Consider the following 22,424-nt stretch of genomic DNA (forward strand, 5'->3'; position numbering starts at 1 on the left):
CCGCCCCTACCCGTCCCATCCCTGGGGGCTGCACCCCCAGACCCCCGCTAAAAGATTGCGCAGTTCCCCGCGCCCCTTTTAGGGGCGCGGGGAACTGCGCAATCTTTTGCACCAGCCCCCACCCACCCGCACCCGACACACAACCCAACGGGGTCGAAGGGGCAGAGCCCCTGGGGATGGGACGGGTAGGGGCGGCGGGGGCGAACACCCCGTAGGTCCCGCCCCGTCACTTCACCGACCCCGCCATCACCCCCTGCACAAAGTGCCGCTGGAAGGCGAAGAACACGACCACCGGTACCACCAGGGACAAAAACGCCCCGGGCGCGAGCACATCGATGTTGCTCCCGAACTGCCGAATCTGCGACTGGAGTTCAACAGTCAGCGGCTGCGAGGAGCTGTCGGCGAAGAGCAGCGCGACCAGCATGTCGTTCCAGACCCAGAGGAACTGGAAGATGGCGAGGCTGGCGATGGCCGGCCGCCCCACCGGCAGCACGAGCCGCGTGAAGATACGCCACTCGGTGCCCCCGTCCATGCGCGCCGCCTCCAGCATCTCCTTCGGCATCTCCGCGAAGTAGTTCCGCAGCAGGAAGATCGCGAACGGCAGCCCGTACGACACATGGAAGAGGACGACACCCGGAATCGTGCCGAACAGGCCCAGCTGGCCGAAGAGTTTGGCCACCGGGAGCAGACCGATCTGCACCGGCACCACCAACAACGCGACCACCAGCAGGAAGAGCGGCTCGCGCCCCGGGAAGTCCAGCCACGCGAAGGCGTATCCGGCGAGCGCGGCGAGGACGACGACGAGGAAGGTCGCCGGCACGGAGATCAGCACGGTGTTCCAGAACGCCCGCGTCATCCCCGAATTGCCCAGCAGCGCCGAGTAGTTGTCGAAGGACAGCTGCCCAGGACTCCGCAACGCGGTCCACCAGCCGCCCTTCGCGGTGTCCTGCGCGGACCGCAGCGAGGACACGAACAGTCCCGCGAGCGGGGTGAGCCACACCAGCCCCACGACGACGAGAAACGCCTGCACCAGGCTGTTGCCGAGCCCTCGCCTGAGCGCGTTCATCGTTGACTCCCTCGAAAACGGCGGACGTTGAAGACCATGGCGGGGATGACGAGAAGCAGGAGCAGCACACCCAGCGCGCTGCCCAGCCCCTGGTTGTTGCCGCCACCGAAGGAGACCAGCCACATCTGGGTGGCCAACACGGTGGCGTCCTCCTGCACCGGGCCCGGCGCGATGATGTAGACGAGGTCGAAGACCTTCATCACGTTGATCACCAAGGTCACGAAGACCACGGTGAGGACGGGCGCGAGCAGTGGCACGGTGATCCGGCGGAAGATCTGCCACTCGTTCGCGCCGTCCATCCGCGCTGCCTCCAGCGCGTCGCGCGGCAGCGCGGCGAGTCCCGCGCCGATCAGGACCATGGCGAAGCCGGTCCAGATCCACAGGTAGGCGCCGATGATGGCGGGCGTGACGAGCGCGGGGCCCAGCCAGGAGACGCCCTGGTACGGCGGGGCGAAGTTCGAAGCGGGCAGTCGCACGGAGTACGAGCCCGAGCCGAGGTCCTGGAAGCGGAAGGAGCCGTCGGCCGCGGTGGTGGTGCTTGCGATCGTCTTCCCGTCGCGCACCGCCTCGACGTTCATCTCCGGCAGTCCGCTCTCCTGCCGGTCGACCTTGCCCTGTTCCCCTCCCCCGCCACGCGTGAAGTCCAGGTAGACGACGCCGCGCAGTTCGTCGGCGGCCGCCTTCTGCCCGGCAGCGGCGTACGCGGGTCGCGCGCCCTGCGGCAGGTCCTTCGGGAGTACGCCGACCAGACCGAGGTCGACGGTGTGGCCGGGGGATGCCGTGGCGGTCGTACGGTACGAGCCGTTGGCGTCCTTGGTCAGACCCTGGCCGTCGCGGGCGCGGGCGGTCGGGTACGAGGACGTGCCCGTGAAGGCGTCGTGCACGGAGACGACGGCGGCGTTCAGGACGCCCTTGTCGGGGTCCTCGTCGTAGGCGAGCCGGAAGATGATGCCCGCGGCGAGGAAGGAAACCGCCATCGGCATGAAGAGCAGCAGCTTGAACGCCGTTGCCCAGCGCACCTTTTCGACGAGGACGGCGAGGACGAGGCCGAGCCCGGTGAGCAGGGTCGGTGCGACGACAACCCAGATCGCCGTGTTGCGGACGGCCTTGAGTGTGGCGGGGTCGCGGAACATCTCGGTGTAGTTGTCGCCGCCCACGAACCGGGTGCCGGACGCGTCGAAGAAGCTGCGGCCCACCGAGAACAGCACCGGGTAGACGACGAGCGCGCCGAGCAGGAGCAGGGCGGGGAAGACGAAGGCGAGGGCGACGATCCGGCCGCGTCGCCGGGCCCGCCGCCGGCGGTCGGCCATGCCGACCGGCGGCGGGCTCGCCTCTTTGAGGAGTGTGGCGGTCATGGTGATCAGCCCTGGTACGCCTTGGCCGCCGCGCTCTCGAGCTCGGCCGCGGTCCCCTTCGGGTCGGACGGGTCGCGCAGGAAGTCCTGGAGGATCTTCCACTCGCCGGCGCCCTTGGTGCCGCCGAACGCGGCCGGGGCCTGGTCGGACATGTCGAAGCGGACCGAATCCCCGGCGGCGACCAGGGACTTGGCGGTCTCGCGGGTGACGTCGTCGCCATAGGAGGAGAGGGCGAGCTTCTTGTTCGGGGAGAGGAAGCCGCCCGCCTCGGCCCAGACCGCCGACGCTTCGGGGGTCGCCAGGTACTCCAGGAACTTCTGGGCGGCCTTCTGGTTCTTGCCGTCCTTCAGGACGACGGCCGCGTCGCCGCCGCTGACCACGGGCGCCTTGCCGTCGCCGACCGCGGGGAAGGGGAAGAAGTTGGCATCCTCGCCGATCTTCTTGCCGAACTGGTCCTTGGCGACCCCGGCCACGAAGTCGCCCTCGTAGACCATGCCGGCCTCGGGCTTGGGCCCGAAGACCTTCTCGACGGAGCCGGGGAAGTCGGTGTTCAGCGCCTCCTTCTGGCCGCCGGCCACCAGCTGCTTGTCCTTGAAGAGCTTGCCGAGGGTGGTGAGGGCGTCGACCACGGTCGGGTCGGTCCACTTGATCTTGTGGGCGGCCAGGGCGTCGTACTTCTCGGGTCCGGCCTGGGAGAGGTAGATGTTCTCGAACCAGTCGGTGAGCGTCCAGCCGTCCTGTCCGGCGACGGAGAAGGCCGCGAGGCCCGACTCGGAGACGGTGTGCCCGGCCTTCAGCATCGCGTCGTACGTGGTCGGCGGCTTGACGCCCGCCTGGTCGAGGGCGTCGGGGCTGTACCAGACGGTCGACTTGTGGGCGGCCTTGAAGTAGAGGCCGTACAGGGTGCCGTCGACGCTGCCGTAGTTCTTCCACACGCTCGCGTAGTTGCTGTCCACGGACTGCTGGGTGGTCTTGGACAGCGGCTTGAGCCAGCCCTCCTTCGCGAACTGCTGGAGCACGCCGACCTGCGGGACCATCACCACGTCGGGGGCGTTGCCGCCCTCGATCTTGCTGCCGACGACGGTGGAGACGTTGTCGCCGGTGGACATGAACTGGGTCTTGGCGCCGGTCTTCTCGCTGAAGGCGTCCAGGACCTTCTGGAAGTTCTTCTGCTCACTGCCGGACCAGACACCGGCCACGGTGATCGTCTGGCCGCTGAGCGACTTGCCGCCACCGCCTGCGGAGACGGGGCCGCCTCCGCAGGCGGTCGCGCCGAGGGCCAGGGCGAGGGCGGTGCAGCTCGCGAGCAGGGTCGTACGTCGTCGCATCATCGTTGATGTCCCTTCGAGGGCATGGGAATTGACGGGCAATCAGGAGAGGGCGTGGCTATCAGGAGGGGTGGGCTCAGGGATTGGTGCAGTCGCTGATCCACCAGGCGGCCGTCGAGCCGGGCAGGACGCCGGGCGCGCAGGGGCCGCTGGACAGCAGGGGGGTGCCGGAGACCGGCGCGGGCATCGGGGCCGTACCGAAGTTGACGGCGCAGACCAGGCCGTCGCCGCGGACGAAGCCGAGGACGCCGGGCTGGGTGTCCAGCCAGCGCAGCGCGCCCTCGCCCAACTGGGGCAGTCCGGCGCGCAGTTGGAGTCCGTCGCGGTAGAGGTGCCAGAAGGAGCGGGTGTCGGCGAGGGCGCGGTCGGTGGCGTACTCGGCGAAGTAGGCGGGCTGCGGCAGCCACGGCTTGGCACTCTCGACGCCCGAGGTGAAGCCGAACGGCGAGGCGTGCCCCGACCACGGCAGCGGCACCCGGCAGCCGTCGCGGATCCGGGCGCGGCTGCCGGTCCTGCGGAAGATCGGGTCGGTGAGCACGTCGTCGGGCAGGTCGACGACCTCGGGCAGTCCGAGCTCCTCACCCTGGTAGATGTACGCGGCTCCGGGCAGCGCCAGCATCAGCAGTGCGGCGGCGCGGGCGCGGGCGGCGCCCAGGCCGCTGCCCTCGGTGCCGAGTTCGCCGTAGCGGGTGACCGTGCGGACCTGGTCGTGATTGTTGAGCACCCAGGTGACTGTGGAGCCGGTGCCGGCGATGTCCTGCATGGCCTCCGAGATGACCTTGCGGAAGGCGTCGGCGTTCCAGGGGGCGCTGAGCAGGTCGAAGAAGAAGGCCTGGTGCAGCTCGTCGTGGCGTACGTACTGGGCGTGTTCGCGGGCGGTCGGCACGGAGACCTCGCCGACGAGCAGCCGTTCCTGGCTGTCGCGGGCGGTGTACTCCTCGCACACCGACCGCCAGTGGCGCCAGACGTCGTGCACCTCGGGCTGGTTCCAGGCGAGCGGGTTGACCGAGTCGCGGGTGCGGGCGTCGGCCTCTGGGTCGGGCGAGTCCGGGAGGTCGGGGTGCTTGTAGAGGCCGGCGGCCACGTCGATGCGGAAGCCGTCGACGCCCCGGTCGAGCCAGAAGCGCAGTACGTGGTCGAAGTGGGCGCCGACCTCGGGGTTGCGCCAGTTCAGGTCGGGCTGTTCGGGCGTGAACATGTGCAGGTACCACTGACCCGGGGTGCCGTCCTGCTCGGTGACCCGGCTCCAGGCGGGGCCGCCGAACATGGCGTGCCAGTTGTTGGGCGGCTCGGCCCCGTCCGGGCCCCGGCCGTCGGCGAAGTGGAAGCGGGCGCGGGCCGCGCTGCCCGGCGCCGAGACCAGCGCCTCCTGGAACCACGGGTGCTCACTGGAGCAGTGGTTGGGGACGATGTCCAGGAGCACCTTGATACCGAGGCGCCGGGCGTCCGTCATCAGCAGCTCGAACTCGGCGAGATCGCCGAAGAGCGGGTCCACGTCGCAGTAGTCGGCGACGTCGTAGCCGTGGTCGTGCTGCGGCGAGGGATAGAAGGGGCTCAGCCAGATGCCGTCGACCCCGAGCTTCTTCAGATACGGCAGTCCGGCCCGGACTCCGGCGAGATCGCCGATGCCGTCCCCGGTGCTGTCCAGAAAACTCCGGACGTACACCTGGTAGATCACTGCGTCGCGCCACCAGCGGTGCGTGTTGAGCTTCACCCGTTGACCTGTCTGTGCGTGCCTCCGGTTATGCATGCATGTTAAGTAGGCGTGTCGCACGGGTGTCAACGAGTAGGTTTCGTGTATCCGGAAGTTGGGACTTTATATGCTGACTTTTCCACCCGCTGAGGTGGAAGATGAGACGAGCGCGTTACCTAACATGTAACTAGGAGCCGTCGAGCACGACGGAAAGAGGTCTCAGCCCCGGCGAGAGATGTCGGCCAGCTCACGCGCCAGTCGGCGCACCGCCGCCTCGGGCGTCTCATGGCCCGTCAGCGCGTCGTGCACCACCGCCTGCACGGCCAGGCTGACCTGGTCGTAGCGGGGGCTCTTGGGACGCGGAGCCGCCGTGCGGACGCTCGCGCGCAGCGTCGGCAGATACGGGAACTCCCGGATCAGCTCCGGGTCCTGGTAGAGGTCGGCCCGTACGGGCGGCAGCGCGCCGCGCGTGAGGACCTGCCGCTGCACCCGCTCGCTGGTGAGGTACGCGATCAGGCGCGCCGCGGAGTCGGGGTGCCGGGCATGCGCGTTGACCGCGAGATTCGAGCCGCCGAGCACGCTCGTCCCCGGCCCGTCGGGTCCGGGCAGCGGCACCGCGCCGACCTTCCCGGCGACGGCCGATCCCTTGGCGGAGGCGCTGACGTAGGCGTACGGCCAGTTGCGCAGGAAGAGGAGGTGGCCGTCCTGGAAGGCCTGTTTGGACTCCTGCTCCTTGTACGTGAGCGCCTTCTTCGGGATCCAGCCGTCGCGTACGCCGCGGGCGAGGAAGCCGATGCCCTCGCGGGCCGCCGCGGAGTCGACCGTGACACGCTCGCCCTCGTCACCGAGGATCGTGCCGCCTGCCGAGTAGACCGCCTCGGCGGCGTTCACCGTGAGCCCCTCGTAGGGCAGGAACTGGCCCGCGTAACCGTCGAGTCCGTACTTCGGCGCGATGGTCTTCGCCTGTTTCTCCAGCTCGGCCCAGGTGCGCGGGGGCGCGACGCCCTCCTTGGCCAGGATGTCCTTGCGGTAGAGGAGCAGTCCGGCGTTGGTGACGTACGGGACGGCGTACAGCCTTCCGTCGTACGTCGCCGTGTTGACGACCGGCGGCAGGAAGCCGCCGAGCGGGAAACGGTCGCGCGGCAGTGGGGAGATCCAGCCCGCGGCGGCGAACTCCGAGGTCCAGGCGACGTCGATGTTGAGGACGTCGAAGCGGCTCCGGTCGCCGCCGCGCAGGTCGGTGGTCATCTGCGCGTGGGTCTCGTCCGCGGAGTCCGGGAGTTCGACGAGGGTGACCTTCTCGCCGGGGTGGGTGCGGTTCCAGCCGTCGAGCAGCGGCCCCAGGTAGTTGGTCAGGTCACCGGCGGTGGCCAGCGTGAGCGGACCGCGGCCGCCGCCGTGCGCCCCGTCGGTCTGGGCGCCCGAGGCGACGTAACCGGACAGGACCACCGCCGCGACCAGGAGGCCCCTACCGGCGGCGCGTATCCACCGCATAGGTTCCTCCCTGTACACCGGCGCCGGGCACCTTCGCCCGGAGTCAGAGGCCATGTATACCTGTTAGGTATGGGCGATACTAGGGCCTGCGGCACATTGGCCTCGGGCACGTGGGCCTGCGGCACATGACAAGGATGCGGGGAGGAGAGCACGAGTGCGGCTGTCCCTCCTGGCCCTGCTGGCGCGCGGCCCCGCCCACGGCTACGAGCTCAAGCAGGACCTTGAGCAACTGCTGGGTGCCGCGTACCCTCAGCCGAACGTCGGCCAGATCTATGTGACGCTCGGCCGCCTCGAGAAGTCGGGACTGATCGAGGGCGAGGAAGTCGAGCAGTCGAGCCGACCCAACAAGAAGATCTATCACCTCACCGACGCCGGGCGTGAGGCGCTGCGCGCCTGGTACGAGGAGACGGCGGACGAGCCGCGCGTACGGGACGAGTTCTTCATGAAGCTCGCGCTCGCACCGCAGACCGGTCTCGCCGACCAGATCGCCCTGATCAACAAGCAGCGGCGCCAGTATCTGAACACCATGCGCGATCTGTCGAAGCTCGCCGCGGCCGAGAACCGGGACAACCGCATCTCCCAGCTGCTCATCGAGGGCGCCATGCTGCATCTGCAGGCCGATCTCGACTGGCTGGAGCGCTGCCAGGAGGAGTTGGAGGAGCAGGAATGAGCCGCACCGCTCCTTCGCCGCGCATCGAGGACGCCCCCGTGCTGCGCGCCGAGGGCCTGGTCAAGACCCACTACGGCGAGGGTGCGCCCGCATATGCCGTGCGTGGCGTGGACCTCTCCGTACGGAAGGGCGAGTTCGTGGCCGTCACCGGTCCGTCCGGTGCCGGGAAGTCGACCCTGCTGCATCTGCTCGGCGGGCTCCAGCGCCCGGATTCCGGCAGCGTCTGGCTGGACGGCGAGTGCACGGACGCGTACAGCGAGGCGCGCTGGGCGGTCGAACGCCGGCGCCGTATCGGCATCGTCTTCCAGTTCTTCAACCTGGTGTCGAACCTGTCGGTCGCCGACAACGTCGAGCTGCCCGCCCTGCTCGCCGGCCTCTCCCCCAAGCAGGCGCGCGCCGAGCGCGAGACGCTCCTCGCCGAACTGGGTCTGGAGGGCAAGGAGCGCAGCATGCCGGGCGAGCTGTCCGGCGGCGAGCAGCAGCGCGTCGCGCTCGCGCGGGCCCTGGTCAACCATCCGCCCCTGCTGCTCGCCGACGAGCCCGCGGGCAGCCTCGACAGCAAGGGCACCCGCGAGGTGACCCGACTGCTGTCCCGCTTTCACCAGCGCGGCCAGACCATCGTGCTGGTCACCCATGACGCACGGCTCGCGAGCTCCGCGGACCGGGTGATCAGCTTCTTCGACGGCCGCATCGCCGACGACGCGGAACTCGACGGCACGCCGTCGCGGGGCGTGGGGATATCCGGCGTGCTGGAACTGAAGGACTGAGCCGCTGTGCGCAAGCCTCCGCCGATGAACCCGTCCCTCGTACGCGGGCCCCAGCCGATGCACCGGTCCTTCATACGCGAGCCGAGAGGCTGAGCCGGGATGCGGGCCACTCTGCGCTGGGCGCACGCCGATCTGCGCACGCATCGGGGCGAGGCGCTGTTCATCGTGCTCGCCACCGCCGGGATCGTCGCCTCGCTGCTGCTGGCCACGGCGCTCTTCGGGTACGCGACCAACCCCTGGCAGCGCGTCTTCGCCCAGTCGCACGGCGCGCACGTGTGGATCCACACCGGCCCGTCGGCCGATGCGGACAGGCTCGCCGACCTGGACGGAGTCGAGTCCGTCGCGGGCCCGTACCCCACCACCTCCGCCACCGTCGAGTCGCGCGGCACCCGCGCCTCCGTCGAACTGCGCGGCGCCGTCGAACCGCCCGCCACCGGCCGCCCGCTCCTCGACTCCGGCCGCTGGCTGGACCCCGCCAGGCCGGACGGCGTAGTGCTGGAGAGCAGCCTCGCCCGGGCGCTGTGGGCCGAGCCCGGCGACACCCTCACCGTGCCCGGCACCGCGCGGACCCTGACCGTCCTGGGCGTCACCGACAGCGCCGAGCCCCGCTACAGCCCCGGCGAGCACTCGGGCCTCGTGTGGGCGCTGCCGTCCGCCGTGCAGCGATATGCCGGGCGCACCGGTCAGGTGATCGGGCTGCGGCTGACCGATCCCGGCGACACGGACTACGCCGTCCAGCGGGCCGTCACCCTCCTGGGCGCCGGAGCGGTCACCGAGGTCTCCCACTGGCAGCAGGCGCGGGCCGAGGCCCAGGGCGACAACCGGCTGCTGGGGCAGGTACTGGGCCTGTTCGGCCTCGGCGCGCTGCTCGCCGCCGCGCTCGCCGTGCACGGCGCGATCGGCACCCGTATCCGCGGCCATCTACGGGACATCTCGGTGCTGAAGGCGATCGGTTTCACGCCCGGCCAGGTGGTGCGGATCTTCCTGCTCCAGCACGTGGCGTTCGCGCTGCTGGGCGCCGTGCTGGCCACCGCGCTCTGCGAGACGCTGGGCAGCCGGGTTCCGGGGCGTCTCGGCGACGCGGTCGGTGTGTGGCAGGGGCTCCCTGGGCACACGGCGGCTCTCTTCGCGATACCCGTGGCGGCGATGCTCTTCATCGCCGCGACGACAGGACTCGCGGCCTGGCGCGCCGGACGGGTGCCGCCGGTGCCCGGGTTGCGGGCCGCGGCGCCGCTCGGCGGGCGGCTGTCGGGCCTGGCGCGCGGGGCGCTCGGGCTGCGGCTGCCGTCCGCGCTGGTCCTGGGCTGGCACAAGGCGTTCACACGACGGCCGCGCTCGCTGGCCACGATCGCCCGGCTCGCGCTGCCGCTGCTGCTGATCGTGGTGGCCATGAGCGCGTGGACCACCATCGACCGCTTCCACAGCAGGCCCGAGCAGATCGGTCTCGCGGCCGCGCTCACGGTGCGGGCGGACGAGAACCTGAGCGATGCGGACGTACGAGCCCTGCTGGCCAAGAACCCGCAGGTCACCGACGTCCACCCGGGCGTCGAGGTGGCCGCCCTGGTCCCCGGCCAGACGGGCACGTTCGCGCTGCGCGGGCTCGGCACCCACCAGGATCCGTACCCGTTCTCGCTGGCCGAGGGCCGCCCCGCGCGCGGACCCGACGAGGCGGTGGCCGGTCAGGGGCTGCTCGACCTGATGGACGTCCACGTCGGCGACTGGGTGCGGATCACGGTGGGCGAACAGCCGCAGATCCTGCACATCGTGGGCCGCAGCATCGAGCCGGAGAACGGCGGCCGGGTCATCTCGACCTCGCTCGACACCCTCCGCGAGGACGACCCCGACCTCCGGCCGACCCTCTACCAGCTCCAGCTGCGTCCCGGCGCCGACCCGCACAAGGTGGCCACCGAGCTGGCGACAGCCGCGCACGGACGCTTCGACGTGCACACCGTGACCAACCCGGCCGACGGGCTCTCGCCACTGCGCGGGGTCGTCGTGGGGCTGATCGCCGTACTGGCCCTGATCGGGCTCATCGAGCTGCTCACCGCGATCGGCGGCACCGTGCGCGAGGGCGAGCGGGATCTGCTGGCGCTGAAGGCGATCGGGCTGACTCCGCGGCAGATCACCGCGGTCACCGTGACGGCGACGGGGTGCACGGCCCTGGCAGCGGTCCTCGTGGGTACGGCGCTGGGGGTGCCCCTCGCGCACTGGCTGATCGACTCTCAGGGCAGGTCGAACGGCATCGGGGCCGGTATCGCCCAGGGGCCGTCCCCCGTGCTTCTCCTGCTGTTCGGCACGGCCGCCGTGCTGGGCGCCGCCGCACTGGCCGCCCTGCCCGCGGCGCGAGCGGCCCGACGGCGACTGGCGGACACGCTCAGCGCGGTGGCCTGAGCCCGGTCAGGAACCGTACGGTCCTTGGCCGTAGGGGTACGGGGACGGGTTCTGCGGTGTCCCCGGCCCATAGGGGTTGCCCGGCGGGTACGGGGCGTACGGATGTCCTTGTGGCGGGTACGGGGTGTACGGATTCCCCGGCGGATACGGGTTCCCCGGCGGCGGCACGAACCCGTTGGGCGGTGGGTACGCGGGCGGTTGCGCGGGCCGCGGCGTCGGCAGTGTCGCTGGATGGGCGCCCAGTCGGATCCCGTACCGGCGGCGGAGCCGGTTCATCTCCAGGACCGCTATGGCCGTGACCGTCACCGGCGCGCCCAGGATGAAGACGATGCCCATCTTGAAGCTGAGCCCGTGCAGGTCGCCCGTGAGCAGGTCCGGGAGCGCCATCAGCCATGTCGTCACCGTGGCGAGCAGCGGTGGCAGGCACCGGTGGACGGCGGCCGTACCGAAGAAGTTCCCGGACACCTGCACCGCCCCGTAGGCCACCATGCCGGTCAGCCAGAGCGCCGTGAAGCCGAGCGGCACCAGCCAGAAGCCGCCGAGCACCGTCGTCGCCTGCCACAGGAACACCAACCCGACGACCGAGCCGATGAAGAACAGCAGCAGCTTGAGCGCGTTGACGAGCGGCACCCGCATCTGGCGGACGGTCCCGGTGCGCCGCCACACGAAGAGCATCACGCCGACCGTCAGCGGCGTGATGAACAGCACGACGACGGACGCCGTCAGCATGTTCTCCAGCACTTCTTCGAAGTTGAACTTGCGCTGCACGAAGGTGTACACGCCGAAGGCCGCGACCGCTCCGGCGATAATGCGTGCCTTCTTGAGCCGATCCACGGACGGATCGACCGACTCCGGGATCCACGCCGGGTGGTACAACGCCTGCGCCACCTGTTTCGGCTGCAGGATCGATCGCACCGTCAGCCTGCCGCTCATCCAGTTCCCGCGCGTACCGGCCAACTTCCGCTCCCCCGAGTCGTCGTCGCGTGATCGTCGGGGATTTTACGGGAAGCGGACGGACTCCCGCCGCCCGCTTCCCATACCCGCGTCCTCCTACCGGCCGCGCAGCTCCCGGTACTTGGCGACAAGTGCCTTCGTCGACTCGTCGAGACCCGGCACGTCCGCGCCGTCCGTCAGCGCCGGCTCGACACGCTTGGCGAGGACCTTGCCGAGCTCGACGCCCCACTGGTCGAAGGAGTCGATGTTCCACACGGCGCCCTGGACGAACACCTTGTGTTCGTAGAGGGCGACCAACTGGCCCAGCACCGACGGGGTCAGCTCGCGCGCGAGGATCGTGGTCGTCGGGTGGTTGCCCTGGAACGTCTTATGGGGCACCAGCTCCTCGGGCACCCCCTCGGAGCGCACCTCGTCCGGTGTCTTGCCGAAGGCGAGGGCCTGCGTCTGCGCGAAGAAGTTCGCCATCAGCAGGTCGTGCTGGGCGACCAGCCCCGGCAGCAGATCGGCGACCGGCTCGGCGAAGCCGATGAAGTCGGCCGGGATCAACTTGGTGCCCTGGTGGATGAGTTGGTAATAGGCGTGCTGCCCGTTGGTGCCCGGCGTACCCCACACGACCGGCCCGGTCTGCCACTCCACCGCACGACCGTCACGGTCCACCGACTTGCCGTTGGACTCCATGTCCAGCTGCTGCAAGTACGCCGTGAACTTGGAAAGGTAGTGCGAGTAGGGCAGTACGGCGTGCGACTGGGCGTCGTGGAAGTTGCCGTACCAGATACCCAGCAGGCCCAGCAGCAGCGGCACGTTGGACTCGGCGGGAGCCGTGCGGAAGTGCTCGTCGACGAGAAGGAACCCGTTGAGCATCTCCCGGAAGTGGTTCGGGCCGATGGCGATCATCAAGGACAGGCCGATCGCCGAGTCGTACGAGTAGCGCCCGCCGACCCAGTCCCAGAACCCGAACATGTTGGCCGTGTCGATGCCGAAGTCCGACACCTTCTCGGCATTCGTCGACAGTGCCACGAAGTGCTTCGCGACGGCGTCCTGACCGGCTCTCAGCTCGGTCAGCAGCCAGTCGCGCGCGGAGGTCGCGTTGGTGATCGTCTCGATCGTGGTGAACGTCTTCGAGGCGATGATGAACAGCGTCTCGGCCGCGTCCAGGTCCCGCACGGCCTCGTGCAGATCGGCGCCGTCCACGTTCGACACGAACCGGACCGTCAGATCCCGGTCCGTGAACGAGCGCAGCACCTCGTACGCCATCGCCGGACCGAGGTCGGAACCGCCGATGCCGATGTTGACGACGTTCTTGATGCGCTTGCCGGTGTGCCCGGTCCATGCGCCGGAGCGGACGCGCTCGGCGAAGTCGCCCATCTTGTCGAGCACCGCGTGCACCGCGGGGACCACGTTCTCCCCGTCGACCTCGATCACGGCGCCGCGCGGGGCGCGCAGCGCGGTGTGCAGCACCGCGCGGTCCTCGGTGACGTTGATCTTCTCGCCCCGGAACATGGCGTCCCGCAGCCCGAAGACGTCGGTCGCCGCGGCCAGCTCGCGCAGCAGCCGCAGCGTCTCGTCGGTGACCAGGTGCTTGGAGTAGTCGACGTGCAGATCGCCGACCTGAAGTGTGTAGCCGGAGCCGCGCCCGGGATCGGCCGCGAACAGGTCCCGCAGATGGGTGTCCGCGAACTCCTCGCGGTGCTTGGCCAGAGCGGTCCACTCGGGCGTCTGGTTGAGCCTGGTACGGCTGTCTGCGTTCATCTCGGACTTCCGCCTTCTTTCCTGCCTGTGCTGCTGCGTACCTTGCCCCGCTGCCGGTCCCAACCTAATTGATCAGGGCTTGACGCGAGCTGTCGTCACGCCGTCGTCCGGCTCAACAACAGATACGTCCGGCTTGAGCGCGGGTATCAGCGAGATGACGGCGAACGTGAAGAGCACGGCCGCCAGCAGCGCGGGCCCGTTCAGCCCGTACGCCCCCGCCACCGCGCCGCCCAGGAGGGCGCCGAGCGGGGCCCCGGAGGTGGAGGCCGTACGGAACGCGGAGCTGATGCGGCCGACCATGTCCGCGGGGCTGCGCTGCTGCATCAGCGTGACCTGGTTGACGTTCCAGACCATGTTCATCAGTCCGAGCAGCGCCATACCCACGATGAGGGCGCCCAGGTGACGGACGGTGCCCATCAGGAGCAGCGACGCCGTCTGGACGGATCCGCCCAGCAGCAGGCTGCGGGCCCGCCCGAACCGGCGCGCGACACGCTGGGCGACGAAGCCGCCGCAGAAGCTGCCCGTCGAGTACGACGTCATCGCCGCCGCGTATCCCGCGTTCCCCGCATGCAGCCAGCGCGTCACGTGCAGCACCAGGGTGGCGATGAGCGCGCCCATGCCGATGTTGCACAGCAGGGTGGCCGTGCACGTCGCCCGCAGTACCCGGTCGCGCCACAGCGCGCGCAGTCCCTCGGCTATCTCGGCGCGCAGCGTGCTCCCAGCCGGCCGGGGCTCCCGCTCGGGCGCCCGGATCCGCAGTGAGGCCACCAGCGCGGCGGCGAGCAGATAGGTGGCCGCGTCCGCCGTGAACGGCATGGCTGCCCCGACGGTCAGCAGCAGCGGCACGAAGGGACCCGCGAGCAGCCCTCCGGCGAGCCGCTGGCCGGTCATCAGTCTGGCGTTGGCGCTGCCGAGGACTTCTTTGTCCACCAGTGACGGCAGCAGGGCCGTGGCCGCGTTGTCGAAGAGGGTCTGGAGGGTGGTCAAGGTGAAGGCGAGGGTGATCAGCAGGGCGATCGACGCGTGCCCGAAGCCGACGGCCAGGGCGAAGGAGGCCACCAGTGCGCCGCGTACCGTGTCCACGGCCCACATCGCCCGCCGCTGGTCCACGCGGTCGGCGAGCGCCCCGCCCAGCAGCCCGAAGAGAAGCCACGGGAGATAGCCGCAGGCCGTCACGGAGGCGATGACGAGCGGATCGTCGGTGAGCCGCACGGCGAGCAGCGGAAGCGCGGCGGTGCGCAGGGCGTCCCCGAACCGCGACACCAGGGCCGCGGTCCACAGCCGCCCGAATCCCCCGCGCCACGCGGGCGCCCGCACGCCCGCCACTTCAGCCGTCGTCACAACGCCCCCTCTGGTTCCGCCACTTCAAGAACCGTAGAGGGCACCACTGACAATCGGCCGCCGCGCAGCCGGGCATGGGCGCGGGATCCAGTCACGGCACGGAAATCCGCGCGCGAGACAGCTCCGGCCGGCACGACCGCGCAAGGGCGCACGCCCGTACGCCCCGCGACAACCGTGCGATACAGCTCCGGCCAGGCACCCCTCGGTGCCCGGCCGGTTCTCAACTTCTAGATTTCGCCCCGCAGTTTGGCGAGCGCCTCGGCGAGGATCGCCTCGCCGTCCGCGTCACTGCGCCGCTCCCGTACGTACGCGAGGTGCGTCTTGTACGGCTCGGTGCGCGGCGGGTCCGGCGGGTTGTCCCGGTCCTGTCCTGCGGGGAAGCCGCAGCGCGGGCAGTCCCAGGTCTCGGGAACCTGCGCGTCGCTGGCGAAGCTGGGGACCGTCTCGTGCCCGTTGGAGCACCAGAAGGAGATGCGCAGCCGGGGTGCGGACTCGCCGCGCTCGGCCTCGCCCATCGGCCCCGCCCCGACCCGGCTTCCTCGGATCGCGTTGCCACTTGCCACGGTCGTAACTCCCTGCGTGATGGTGCCGCGAAGCGAGTCGGCGTGACGCTTCGCTGCGAGCGCCTCAGTCTACGTAAGGCCCAACGCGCGTCCAGTGATTGGAGTTACACCCCCGCCCCTAGACGCAAGCCCCATGATAGGCCGCGCCTGCGGGCGCGTACCGGACATGGGGCCTTACGTGCGGAATGTGCTTGCGTAATGTGCAGTTGTGCTGCCGTACCGATGTCAGCCGGTGATCAGTTGTTGACCTTCATCAGGATGCCGAGCACGATAATGCACGCGAACCAGAGCAGACCGATCACCACGGTGATGCGGTCGAGGTTGCGCTCGGCGACCGAGGAGCCACCGACGGACGACTGCATGCCGCCACCGAACATGTCGGAGAGGCCGCCGCCCTTGCCCTTGTGCATCAGCACCAGCAGCATCAGCAGCAGGCTGAAGACGATGAGGGCGATCGAGAACCCCATAACCACGGCTGGACCAACTTCCTCGGATCTGGATCGACGACGGGGGCCCGGTGGCCACGCGGCGGAGCCGCACATGGATAAGCGCACCAGACCCCCGCAAGGGTACGACGGATCGCCGCTACCGCCTACTCACTGCTCGGCTCACTGGTCGCGGAACCGGACGATCTTGACGAACTCGTCGGCGTCCAGCGAGGCGCCGCCGACCAGGGCGCCGTCGATGTCGGGCTTCGCCATGATCTCGGCGACGTTCCCGGACTTCACGGAGCCGCCGTACTGGATGCGGACCTGGTCGGCCAGCTCCTGCGAGTACAGCTCGGCGAGCTTGCCGCGGATCGCCGCGCAGACCTCCTGGGCGTCGTCGGCGCCGCAGACCTTGCCGGTGCCGATGGCCCAGACGGGCTCGTAAGCGATCACGATCGACTCGGCCTGCTCGGCCGGGAGGTCCTTGAGACCGCCCTCGACCTGCGCGAGCGTGTGCGAGACGTGGTTGCCCGCCTCGCGGACCTCCAGCTCCTCGCCGACGCACAGGATCGGGGTCAGGCCGTGCTTGTACGCGGCCTTGACCTTGGCGTTGACGATCTCGTCGGTCTCGGCGTGGTACTGGCGGCGCTCGGAGTGCCCGATCGCCACGTACGTGCACTTCAGCTTGGCCAGCATCGAACCGGAGATCTCGCCGGTGTACGCGCCGGAGTCGTGCGCCGAGACGTCCTGGGCGCCGTACTTGATCTTGAGCTTGTCGCCGTCGACCAGGGTCTGCACGGAGCGCAGGTCGGTGAAGGGCGGCAGGACGGCGACCTCACAGGCGTCGTAGTCCTTGTCGGCCAGGGCGAAGGCGAGCTTCTGGACGTGGGCGATGGCCTCGAGGTGGTTGAGGTTCATCTTCCAGTTGCCCGCCATCAGCGGCGTGCGAGTGGTCATGCGGGGTCAGTCCTCCAGTGCGGCGAGGCCGGGGAGCGTCTTGCCCTCGAGGTATTCGAGGGAGGCGCCGCCGCCGGTCGAGATGTGGCCGAATGCCGTCTCGTCGAAGCCCAGGATGCGTACGGCCGCGGCGGAGTCGCCACCGCCGACGACCGTGAAGGCCGGGGAGTCGAGAAGGGCCTGGGCGACCGTCTTGGTGCCCTCGGCGTAGTCGGGGTGCTCGAAGACGCCCATCGGGCCGTTCCAGAAGACGGTGGCCGCGTCGGCGAGCTTCGATGCGTACAGCTTGCGGGACTCCGGACCGATGTCCAGGCCCATCTGGTCGGCGGGCATGGCGTCCGCGGCGACCGTCGTGGGGTTGGTGGGCGCCTTGGCCGTCAGGTCCGGGAACCCGGTCGAGACCACCACGTCGACGGGGAGGACCAGCTCGACGCCGTTCTTCTCCGCCCGCTCGATGTACTCCTTGACGGCCGGGATCTGGTCCTCCTGGAGGAGGGAGATACCGATCTCGTGACCCTGGGCCTTGAGGAAGGTGTACGCCATGCCGCCGCCGATGAGCAGACGGTCGGCCTTGCCGAGCAGCTGGTCGATGACGGCGAGCTTGTCGGAGACCTTGGCGCCGCCGAGCGCGACCACGTAGGGGCGCTTGACGTCCTCGGTGAGCTTCTTCAGGACGCCGACCTCGGTGGCGATGAGGTAGCCCGCGTAGTGCGGAAGGCGCGCCGGGAGGTCGTACACGGAGGCGTGCTTGCGGTGCACGGCGCCGAAACCGTCGCCTACGTAGACATCGGCCAGGGCCGCGAGCCGGTCGGCGAACTCACCGCGCTCGGTGTCGTCCTTGGCCGTCTCACCCGCGTTGAAGCGCAGGTTCTCGATGACCGCGACCTGGCCGGGCTCCAGACCGTTCACGGCGTCGTGGGCGGCGGGGCCGACGGTGTCCTGGGCGAACGCGACGGGCGCGCCGAGGAGTTCCCCGAGGCGCTCGGCGGCGGGAAGCAGGGAGAAGGCCGGGTCCGGGGCGCCCTTGGGGCGGCCCAGGTGCGAGGCGACGACCACCTTGGCGCCGGCCCCGGCCAGCGCCTTGACGGTCGGCAGGACGGCGCGGATGCGGCCGTCGTCGGTGATGAGGCCTTCGGCCAGCGGCACGTTCAGGTCGGCGCGGACGAAGACCCGCTTGCCGTTCACGCCTTCGGCGAGAAGTTCGTCGATCGTCTTCATAAAGGGACTCCTAGGGAAGGCTCTTCAGATCCGAGAGGGCTGATCGATCAGTACGTAGCACAGGGCCCGGACAGCGCGGCTTTGCGCTGCCCGAGCCCTGGCTCACATCGAGGTGCCTGCTCTGGGACTTAGAGCTGGCCGCCGACGAAGACCGTGAGGTCGACGAGGCGGTTGGAGTAACCCCACTCGTTGTCGTACCAGCCGAGGATCTTCACCGAGTTCCCCTCCTGGACCATGGTCAGGGAGGAGTCGAAGGTGCAGGAGGACGGGTCGCTGACGATGTCCGAGGAGACGATCGGGTCCTCGGTGTACGACAGGTAGCCCTTGAGGTCGCCGTCCTCGGCGGCCTTCTTGAACGCGGCGTTGACCTCGTCCTTGGTGACCTCGCGCTGCAGCTCGACAACCAGGTCGGTGGCCGAACCGGTCGGGACCGGGACGCGCATGGCGATGCCGTCCAGCTTGCCCTTGAGCTGCGGGAGGACCAGGGCGGTGGCCTTGGCGGCACCCGTCGTGGTCGGGATGATGTTCTCGGCGGCGGCGCGGGCGCGGCGCAGGTCCGAGTGCGGGAAGTCCAGGATGCGCTGGTCGTTCGTGTACGCGTGGACCGTCGTCATCAGGCCCTTGACGATGCCGAAGTTCTCGTCGAGAACCTTGGCCATCGGCGCCACACAGTTGGTGGTGCAGGAGGCGTTGGAGATGACGTGGTGGTTGACCGCGTCGTACTTGTCCTGGTTGACGCCCATCACGATGGTGATGTCCTCGTCCTTGGCCGGAGCCGAGATGAGGACCTTCTTGGCGCCGCCGGCGATGTGCTTCGCGGCGTCGGCCTTCTTGGTGAAGATGCCGGTCGACTCGATGACGATGTCGACGCCCAGGTCGCCCCACGGGATGTCGGCGGGGTTGCGCTCGGAGAGCACCTTGATGGTGTGGCCGTCGACGGTGATCGTGTCGGCGGTGTGCGACACCTCGGCCTTGAGGCGGCCCAGGATGGTGTCGTACTTGAGCAGGTGAGCGGTGGTCGCGGTGTCACCCAGGTCGTTGACAGCCACGATCTCGATGTCAGCACCCTGCTCCAGCAGCGCGCGGAAGTAGTTACGACCGATGCGGCCAAAGCCGTTGATGCCTACGCGGATCGTCACGAACCGATCTCCTCGTTAGGTACGCCGACTCAGATGCCGGCGAGTTTGTATGGGATGTCCCCGACCGCCTACGACCCTACCTCCCTGAGGCTCCTGGAGTGACATCCAGATGCCCCATACACGGCAGGGTGTTCCGTACCCACCAGTAGGGGTACGGAACACCCTTGAGGTTGACGAGACCGTCACCCAGGGTCAGCCCTTGAGTGCCGTCAGCGCCTTCCCGATGAGGGCCGCGCGGTCGGCCGCCGCGGTGACGTGCTCCAGGCCGTAGCCCAGCAGCACGGTGTCACCCGTGGTGATCCCTCCGTACGTCTTGAAGAGCTCTCCGTAACGCGCCCAGTCCTTGAGGACTGCCGGGCTGCCCGCGGGCGGTCCGGGGACGCCCCAGAGGCCGAGAGAGGTCTCGAAGCCCTCGGTCTCGGTGGCCGCCCCTCCGACGACGAGCGAGGCGTTGTCCGCGAGGACACCGTGGCCGCCGGTGCTCGGGTCGGTGATGTAGCTGAGCGAGACCTCGATCGACTTGCCGGCGTAGGCGCTCAGGTCGTAGTTGACCTGCTGCCAGCCGCTGGAGGCGCCGGTGATGCTGTTCCAGGATCCGCTGGTGCCGGTGTTGGTGCAGCCGGCCGTGCTGAAGGTCAGGTACCGCTTGAGGGAGGGGTGCTCCCTGACCAGGAATCCGGCCTCGCACTCCGCGGGAACCGTGTTGCTGGTGGCGCCGCCCGCCTCGGGCAGTGTCGTCCAGTCGTCGGCCCCGGTGGTGTGGACTTCGAGCACCACGTGGTCGTAGCCGGGCTCGACGTCCCACAGGAGCTGGGAACGGAGCGTCGGCTTGTCCGCCGCTCCGACACCGGTGAGGTCAATGGTGCGGGTGAGGCGCTTGTAGGCGTCATCGGTGTGGACGGCGGCGGCCATGTACGAGCCCGCGTAGGGCCCGTACGGGTTGGCGGTCCCGGCGAACTGCCCCGCTCCGGCGCTCGACGCGAACTGCGGGTACTGCGCGGCGGGCAGCGTGTCCGAGGTGACGCTGTAGGTACCCGCCGCGTTCAGCGGGTTGCCGGGCGCGTCGCCGAGTGCCCCCGTGAAGCCGGTGAGCTTCCCGGAGCCGGTGAAGCCGGTGGCCCCCGGAGTGGACGTACGGGAGTAGGCGCCCAGGTAGTACTGGCTGAAGTCGTTCGAGAAGGTGCCGCCGCCGAGGTCGACGCTGCCGCCGGCGAGCTCGCCCGCCTCGACCAGCTTGCCGCCCTCATTGAGGAAGGCGCGCAGCTGGAGCTGGGTGGCGACGCCCGGTCGTACGGCGCCGGTGTAGTGGACGACCGTCTTGAAGTGGTCGAGCACGCCGAGCGCGTCGGGCGCGCCCAGGGTCGCGACGTCCCAGACGAGGGGCTTCTTGCCGTTGGCCTTCAGGGCGTCCACGTACGCCTGGGACTGTGTGGCGGTCGCGCCTTCCTCGGCGACGACCAGCGTGTCGGCCTTCGGCCGTTCGGCCACGGTGTACGTGAAGTGCGTGCTGGAGGTGCGCTTCCCGCTCTTCGTCCTGCCGGTGTACCAGACCTCGACCTTGTCGCCCGGGTCGCCGTCCTGGACCTTGGCGCGGTACTCGTCGAAGTAGAGGTTGTCCCTGCCGCCGTAGGTCTCGCCGCCCTTCCAGGCCTTGAGCGCCATGTCCTCCGTACGGCCGCCGTTGACGCGGTACTTGAGCTCCTTGTCGCGTACGGACCTGCGGACGACGACGGAGACCTCCTGGTCGGCGCCGCGGGAGTACGACGTCGTGAAGGTGGCCGGGGTGAAGTCGGGGGCGTCGATGCCGACCGATGAGGACGGCGTGTCGGGGTGGGCCGCGGTCTCGGCGACGGAGAGCGCGAACGGGATGTTCTTCTCGAACTCCTGCTCAATCAGCTTCTCGTCGTCCGGGAAGGTGAAGACCGAGGCGCAGTCGGCCGCGTTCCAGGCGTCGCCCGGGTCGAGGTTCGACGCGGTCTGGCAGGTCGACATCTCGGGGGTGAACATCGCGATGCCGTTGACGTTGCCCGCGTGGCCGTCCGCCTCGCCGTTGGTGGTGTAGAGCTCGGAGGAGACCTGCGGGTGGTAGCCCGGGATCGCCGAGTTCTCGGGGGTTCCGGCGAGTGACTTGTAGAGCACGTCGTCCGGGGTCGGTGTCGCCACCTGCCAGCCCACTCCGTAGAGGAGCAGTTCGGCGGCGGAGTGGTAGTTGATGCCGTACGTGAAGCCGATGCGCTTCTCGAAGGCGTCGAGGGCCTTGGTCTCGGGCTCGGAGGCGGGGCTCGTGCCGCGGTAGGTCTCGCTGGTGGGGTTGGGGGACGAACCCTCGTCGTCGTAGCCCCACTTGTAGGCGAAGTTGCGGTTGAGGTCGACGCCGTCGCCGGTGGAGATGACGCCGTCGCCGTTCACGTCCCGCAGGTTCTTGCGCCACTGGCGCGCGTCCGCGTCCTTGAACGTGTAGTCGTAGCCGTCGGGGTTGGCGGACAGCACGAACCACAGTTCGGTGGAGTCGACGATCTTCTTGATGCGCTTGTCCGTCGAGTAGTTGTCCAAGTAGTAGTGCATCAGACGCCGTGTCATCTCGGGCGTGATCCACTCGCGCGCGTGCTGGTTGGACAGGTACAGCACCGACGGTTTGGCGCCGTCCTTGGTCTTCTTGGCGCCCTTGGTCAGTTTGAGCGCCAGGATGTCCTGGCCGTTGACGGTCTTGCCGATGGAGACGACCTTGGTGAGGTCGGGGTGGGCCTCGCCCGTCTTGACGATCTCCTCCTGGAGATTGCCCTTGCCGCTGTAGGGGCGGAACACGCCCTGGGCCGCGTCCTCCACGCGCGCCTCGGCCTTGGCCGACAGGGTGTGCTCGGTGAGCTCGACGCCCTGCTTCTCCAGCTTCTTGGCCTGCTGGTCGGTGACGTAGACCTCGACCGTGCTCTTGCCGTTCTTCCAGGTCGTGTCGCCGAGTTCGTGGCCGTCCTGCCCGGCCGCGAGCAGCAGGGGTACCTGCTGCTTCGTGACCTCCGCGTGGAACACCTTCACGGCGTTCGCGTCGGGTTTGGGTGAACTGCCGTTCTGCGCCTGGGCGATGGGCGCCATGCCCGCACCGCCCAGCAGGAGCGCGCCGGTAGCGAGGATCGCTCTCGCTCTTCGTCTCATGAGCCCCCCTTGCATGAGTCCGCCACAGCAGCGAACAGATGCCAGGCTCATGACACTTCATGGTCAAGTCAAGGGTGCCTCACAGACAGGCAAACGCCGGTGCCGATGCCCCAAGTGGGGATCGGCACCGGCGTGTTGGGCTTCTGGTGATCAATCGGGGC

Annotated in this window: 17 protein-coding genes; 3 read left to right on the plus strand and 14 right to left on the minus strand. The window is 69.4% G+C overall.

All coding sequences use genetic code 11. From position 1 onward, the window contains the following. Positions 1 to 226: 226 nt before the first annotated feature. The 5 genes from OG975_RS11685 to OG975_RS11705 all read right to left on the minus strand — a co-directional run bounded on the left by OG975_RS11685 (position 227) and on the right by OG975_RS11705 (position 6,936). Complete coding sequence (locus OG975_RS11685) at positions 227 to 1,066, minus strand: carbohydrate ABC transporter permease (protein ID WP_406329052.1); 840 nt, start codon at positions 1,064 to 1,066, stop codon at positions 227 to 229. Beyond that, entirely contained in the window at positions 1,063 to 2,421 is a 1,359-nt protein-coding gene (locus tag OG975_RS11690; RefSeq protein WP_406329053.1) for an ABC transporter permease subunit, read from the minus strand. The genes OG975_RS11685 and OG975_RS11690 overlap by 4 nt, the downstream gene beginning before the upstream one ends. A gap of 5 nt (positions 2,422 to 2,426) precedes the next feature. Then, positions 2,427 to 3,752: an ABC transporter substrate-binding protein gene (locus OG975_RS11695; protein WP_406329054.1), complete on the minus strand. Its 1,326-nt coding sequence runs from the start codon at positions 3,750 to 3,752 to the stop codon at positions 2,427 to 2,429. A 73-nt stretch (positions 3,753 to 3,825) separates the two neighbouring features. Beyond that, complete coding sequence (locus OG975_RS11700) at positions 3,826 to 5,499, minus strand: glycoside hydrolase family 13 protein (protein ID WP_406329055.1); 1,674 nt, start codon at positions 5,497 to 5,499, stop codon at positions 3,826 to 3,828. Between the two features lie 162 nt (positions 5,500 to 5,661). Further along, a complete protein-coding gene (locus tag OG975_RS11705) occupies positions 5,662 to 6,936 on the minus strand; it encodes an ABC transporter substrate-binding protein (protein ID WP_406329056.1) in 1,275 nt (424 codons plus the stop codon). 154 nt (positions 6,937 to 7,090) lie between these two features. Between OG975_RS11705 and OG975_RS11710 the strand changes: the two genes are divergently transcribed. From OG975_RS11710 to OG975_RS11720, 3 genes are all read left to right on the plus strand, one after another. Next, positions 7,091 to 7,606: a PadR family transcriptional regulator gene (locus OG975_RS11710; protein WP_406329057.1), complete on the plus strand. Its 516-nt coding sequence runs from the start codon at positions 7,091 to 7,093 to the stop codon at positions 7,604 to 7,606. Beyond that, on the plus strand, positions 7,603 to 8,373 hold the full coding sequence (locus tag OG975_RS11715; protein WP_406329058.1) for an ABC transporter ATP-binding protein: 771 nt from the start codon (positions 7,603 to 7,605) through the stop codon (positions 8,371 to 8,373). Before OG975_RS11710 ends, OG975_RS11715 begins: the two co-directional genes overlap by 4 nt. Before the next feature lie 99 nt (positions 8,374 to 8,472). Further along, positions 8,473 to 10,764, plus strand: coding sequence for an ABC transporter permease (locus OG975_RS11720; RefSeq protein ID WP_406329059.1), 2,292 nt, complete (start codon positions 8,473 to 8,475; stop codon positions 10,762 to 10,764). Positions 10,765 to 10,770: 6 nt separating this feature from the next. Here OG975_RS11720 and OG975_RS11725 read toward each other — a convergent pair whose 3' ends face one another. From OG975_RS11725 to OG975_RS11765, 9 genes are all read right to left on the minus strand, one after another. Next, positions 10,771 to 11,697 carry a hypothetical protein gene (locus tag OG975_RS11725; RefSeq protein ID WP_406329060.1) on the minus strand — a complete coding sequence of 309 codons (927 nt, stop codon included), beginning with the start codon at positions 11,695 to 11,697 and terminating at the stop codon, positions 10,771 to 10,773. A gap of 117 nt (positions 11,698 to 11,814) precedes the next feature. Continuing rightward, on the minus strand, positions 11,815 to 13,467 hold the full coding sequence (pgi, locus tag OG975_RS11730; RefSeq protein ID WP_406329061.1) for a glucose-6-phosphate isomerase: 1,653 nt from the start codon (positions 13,465 to 13,467) through the stop codon (positions 11,815 to 11,817). Between the two features lie 72 nt (positions 13,468 to 13,539). Then, the gene (locus OG975_RS11735) at positions 13,540 to 14,808 is read right to left on the minus strand and encodes an MFS transporter (protein WP_406329062.1); all 1,269 of its coding nucleotides are present in this window, start codon (positions 14,806 to 14,808) and stop codon (positions 13,540 to 13,542) included. A gap of 227 nt (positions 14,809 to 15,035) precedes the next feature. Beyond that, positions 15,036 to 15,371, minus strand: a complete 336-nt coding sequence (locus OG975_RS11740) for an RNA polymerase-binding protein RbpA (protein ID WP_078615979.1) — start codon at positions 15,369 to 15,371, stop codon at positions 15,036 to 15,038. 236 nt (positions 15,372 to 15,607) lie between these two features. Further along, positions 15,608 to 15,838: a preprotein translocase subunit SecG gene (secG, locus tag OG975_RS11745; RefSeq protein ID WP_102907469.1), complete on the minus strand. Its 231-nt coding sequence runs from the start codon at positions 15,836 to 15,838 to the stop codon at positions 15,608 to 15,610. Positions 15,839 to 15,979: 141 nt separating this feature from the next. After that, positions 15,980 to 16,756 carry a triose-phosphate isomerase gene (gene tpiA, locus OG975_RS11750; RefSeq protein WP_327427857.1) on the minus strand — a complete coding sequence of 259 codons (777 nt, stop codon included), beginning with the start codon at positions 16,754 to 16,756 and terminating at the stop codon, positions 15,980 to 15,982. Positions 16,757 to 16,762: 6 nt separating this feature from the next. Further along, a complete protein-coding gene (locus OG975_RS11755; protein ID WP_406329063.1) occupies positions 16,763 to 17,974 on the minus strand; it encodes a phosphoglycerate kinase in 1,212 nt (403 codons plus the stop codon). A 128-nt stretch (positions 17,975 to 18,102) separates the two neighbouring features. After that, positions 18,103 to 19,113 (minus strand): type I glyceraldehyde-3-phosphate dehydrogenase, encoded by a 1,011-nt coding sequence (gene gap, locus OG975_RS11760; protein ID WP_406329064.1) that lies wholly within the window; start codon positions 19,111 to 19,113, stop codon positions 18,103 to 18,105. A 192-nt stretch (positions 19,114 to 19,305) separates the two neighbouring features. Further along, entirely contained in the window at positions 19,306 to 22,263 is a 2,958-nt protein-coding gene (locus OG975_RS11765) for a M14 family zinc carboxypeptidase (protein ID WP_406329065.1), read from the minus strand. Positions 22,264 to 22,424: the final 161 nt, after the last annotated feature.

The organism is Streptomyces sp. NBC_00203, assembly GCF_045206325.1.
GTDB lineage: Bacteria > Actinomycetota > Actinomycetes > Streptomycetales > Streptomycetaceae > Streptomyces > Streptomyces lutosisoli.

What these genes read in the sequence shown, in the direction of transcription:
- OG975_RS11765 (WP_406329065.1), bottom strand. Translation starts at nt 22,263, where the DNA reads ATGAGACGAAGAGCGAGAGCGATCCTCGCTACCGGCGCGCTCCTGCTG.
- OG975_RS11715 (WP_406329058.1), top strand. Translation starts at nt 7,603, where the DNA reads ATGAGCCGCACCGCTCCTTCGCCGCGCATCGAGGACGCCCCCGTGCTG.
- OG975_RS11725 (WP_406329060.1), bottom strand. Translation starts at nt 11,697, where the DNA reads ATGAGCGGCAGGCTGACGGTGCGATCGATCCTGCAGCCGAAACAGGTG.
- OG975_RS11685 (WP_406329052.1), bottom strand. Translation starts at nt 1,066, where the DNA reads ATGAACGCGCTCAGGCGAGGGCTCGGCAACAGCCTGGTGCAGGCGTTT.
- OG975_RS11690 (WP_406329053.1), bottom strand. Translation starts at nt 2,421, where the DNA reads ATGACCGCCACACTCCTCAAAGAGGCGAGCCCGCCGCCGGTCGGCATG.
- tpiA (WP_327427857.1), bottom strand. Translation starts at nt 16,756, where the DNA reads ATGACCACTCGCACGCCGCTGATGGCGGGCAACTGGAAGATGAACCTC.
- secG (WP_102907469.1), bottom strand. Translation starts at nt 15,838, where the DNA reads ATGGGGTTCTCGATCGCCCTCATCGTCTTCAGCCTGCTGCTGATGCTG.
- OG975_RS11755 (WP_406329063.1), bottom strand. Translation starts at nt 17,974, where the DNA reads ATGAAGACGATCGACGAACTTCTCGCCGAAGGCGTGAACGGCAAGCGG.
- pgi (WP_406329061.1), bottom strand. Translation starts at nt 13,467, where the DNA reads ATGAACGCAGACAGCCGTACCAGGCTCAACCAGACGCCCGAGTGGACC.
- OG975_RS11700 (WP_406329055.1), bottom strand. Translation starts at nt 5,499, where the DNA reads ATGCATAACCGGAGGCACGCACAGACAGGTCAACGGGTGAAGCTCAAC.
- OG975_RS11720 (WP_406329059.1), top strand. Translation starts at nt 8,473, where the DNA reads ATGCGGGCCACTCTGCGCTGGGCGCACGCCGATCTGCGCACGCATCGG.
- OG975_RS11695 (WP_406329054.1), bottom strand. Translation starts at nt 3,752, where the DNA reads ATGATGCGACGACGTACGACCCTGCTCGCGAGCTGCACCGCCCTCGCC.
- OG975_RS11705 (WP_406329056.1), bottom strand. Translation starts at nt 6,936, where the DNA reads ATGCGGTGGATACGCGCCGCCGGTAGGGGCCTCCTGGTCGCGGCGGTG.